The following is a 3,118-nucleotide window of genomic DNA, read 5'->3' on the forward strand; positions in this document are numbered from 1 at the left end:
CCCCTACTCCCCTACTCCTCTTATCCCTCCTGACTCCTGACTCCTGATTATAGATTTTCAAACACAGCAAACATGGGTAAATACATAGACATCAAAATCGAACCAACCATACCACCAATACCCACGATCATTAACGGTTCCAACATCGCTGACAAAGACTTCACAGCTTCCTCAACCTCAGTCTCATAAAAAGCTCCCACCTTCATCAACATTCCATCCAATTCACCAGTTTCCTCACCAATAGACATCATTTGAACTGCCAAAGAAGGGAAAACCTGTTTCTCCTGGAAAGCCAAACTAAGCATACCCCCAGTTTGAATTTCCTGCCTTGCATACTCAATAGACTGAGCGATCGCCTCATTACCCGCTACATTTCGCACAATTTCCAGAGACTTTAACATCGGTACTCCAGAACGAGTCAAAGTACCAAAAATCATACAAAAACGAGCCACCGCCGACTTCTCCAGAATCTCTCCAAAAATAGGCAGCTTGAGAAAAATTTTGTCAAAAAATAACCTACCTGCATCTGTCTTATAAGCGGTTGAATAGGCAATAGAAAGAGCAATAATTACACCTATTGTAGTTGCTTGGGGGATTGGAGGCCAAGTCCGACAAAACGCACTGATACTTAACATAAACTTAGTAAAAGCAGGTAATTCTGTACCAATTTGTTCAAAAATACCAGCAAAAGTTGGTAACAGAAAAGTTGTCATTCCAAAAAACACTGCTAAAGCAATAAACATAACAGTTTTCGGATAAGACATTGCTGAATTAATTTCACTCATTGTCTTAGCATTTTTCTCCAACATAACTGCCAGACGATCTAGAACTTCATCAAGTACACCACCCACCTCTCCAGCAGCTACCATACTGATAAATAATTCATCAAAACAAGCAGGATGTTTTTTCATTGCTTCTGACAATTCGCTACCCTCTTCTACTTCTGTACTAACCTGCTTAACAGCATACTTAATCTTGGCATTAGAAGTTTGGTCTCTCAAAACTCTTAAACAGCGAATCATCGGGACTCCAGCATTAAACATTGCAGCAAACTGACGGGCAAAGATAGATAAATCTTTCACTGTCACCGATGCTAGGGCAACATTTATTTGTTCTTCTATTATCTCTAAGCGTTTTTCTAAGCTACTTTTAGGTTTTTGATTAGCAATATTACCAGCCATTTTATTCCTTCCTTATTATTATAAATTTTAGNATAAATCTTTCACTGTCACCGATGCTAGGGCAACATTTATTTGTTCTTCTATTATCTCTAAGCGTTTTTCTAAGCTACTTTTAGGTTTTTGATTAGCAATATTACCAGCCATTTTATTCCTTCCTTATTATTATAAATTTTAGGGAGTGGGGTAGCAGGGAGTGGGGGTGTAGGGGAGTCAAGTAAAATCAATTCTTATCCAGAGATTATCAATTACTCTTTCCCTATTCCCTCTTTTCTAGAGATTTCTATTTGGTATCAATGCCTGCGATTAAATTTTTGAGGCACAGAGTCGTCAGTATAAAGAAGCAATAATTGAAAAATACTCCAATACACCCCATCTCCCCACACCTCCCACACCTCCCACACCTCCCACACTCGATATTAACGAGCCTTCGCTTTCGCCTTAGTAGTTTCCTTCGGTTCAGGACCAATTAAAGCCACTAATTCATCAGGCTTAACTGCCTTACCCATAGCATTTGCCCAAGTTACCTTCCCTTCTTTATAAAGATTAGACAAAGCCATTTCCATAGTTTGCATTCCCAACTTAGCCCCCATTTGAATTTGAGAATAAAGCTGAGAATTTTTCGACTCCTTAATCAAGTTAGCGATCGCCGGAGTATTCACCATAATCTCGTGAGCAGCACAACGCCCGCCACCTACTTTTTTGACTAAGTTTTGACTACAAATACACACAATAGAGTTACCCAACTGCGCCCTAATTTGCGGTTGTTGTTCTGGTGGAAAAACATCCAACATCCGGTCTACCGTACCCGAAGCTGAGTTAGTGTGCAGAGTTCCAAACACCAAGTGACCTGTTTCCGCAGCACTAGCAGCCAAACCAATAGTTTCCAAATCCCGCATTTCCCCCACCAGAATAATATCAGGGTCTTGACGGAGCGCTCCTTTCAGAGCATTAGCAAAACTTTTGGTATCTTCGCCTTTTTGTCGTTGATGAAACAAACATTTTTCATTAGGAAACACATATTCGATCGGGTCTTCCACAGTCAGAATATGCTCGCTACGAGTACGGTTAATCAAATCGATCAAAGCTGCCATCGTAGTTGTTTTCCCAGAACCTGTTTGCCCAGTCACCAAATACAAACCCCTGGGTCGCTCTGTCAATTCCCGTAAAATCATCGGTATCCCTAATTTATCTGCATTAGGAATCTTAGAAGCTAAAGCACGCATACAAGCTGCCCAACTACCCCGCTCCCGATATACATTTAGACGGAAACGAGCCAAACCCTTAACACCATAAGCGCTATCAAGTTCCCAGTTTAGCTCTAAAGCCTTCCGCTGCATATTGTTCAGCATTTGGAAAATTAGATTTTGGACTTCTAGAGGTTCTAGATTTTCCCCGAACTGAGGTTGAGGAGTCAACGTTCCACTAATACGAAAGAAAATAGGCGCTCTGGCTTGAATATGAACATCAGATCCCCCTTGTTCCACAAGAGATTCCAAAACNCTTCCCCGCTCCCGATAGACATTGAGACGGAAACGAGCCAAACCCTTAACACCATAAGCGCTATCAAGTTCCCAGTTTAGCTCTAAAGCCTTCCGCTGCATATTGTTCAGCATTTGGAAAATTAGATTTTGGACTTCTAGAGGTTCTAGATTTTCCCCGAACTGAGGTTGAGGAGTCAACGTTCCACTAATACGAAAGAAAATAGGCGCTCTGGCTTGAATATGAACATCAGATCCCCCTTGTTCCACAAGAGATTCCAAAACATCCTCAATCATAAAAGACATAAATTCATTCTCCTTTTTATTAGTTATCAGTTATTAGACATTTCCAGAAAAGAGGGAACAGGGAACTTAAAACAGGCAACAGTGAGAAATAATTGATAATTTATGGATAATAATTGATTTTATTTTTGATTTTTGGAGATGTCTAGTAGTTAT

Annotated in this window: 2 protein-coding genes; both read right to left on the minus strand. The window is 40.4% G+C overall.

Going from position 1 to position 3,118, the window contains the following annotated elements; genetic code table 11:
• Window positions 1–47 precede the first annotated feature (47 nt).
• A complete protein-coding gene (locus AFK68_RS04380) occupies window positions 48–1,181 on the minus strand; it encodes a type II secretion system F family protein (protein WP_094671748.1) in 1,134 nt (377 codons plus the stop codon).
• Window positions 1,182–1,597: 416 nt separating this feature from the next.
• A partial coding sequence (locus AFK68_RS04385; RefSeq protein WP_143437509.1) for a type IV pilus twitching motility protein PilT occupies window positions 1,598–2,680 on the minus strand: 1,083 nt, incomplete at its 5' end.
• Window positions 2,681–3,118: the final 438 nt, after the last annotated feature.

Origin of the sequence: Hydrocoleum sp. CS-953 (assembly GCF_002260545.1) — a bacterium.
Classification (GTDB): Bacteria; Cyanobacteriota; Cyanobacteriia; order Cyanobacteriales; family Microcoleaceae; genus Trichodesmium.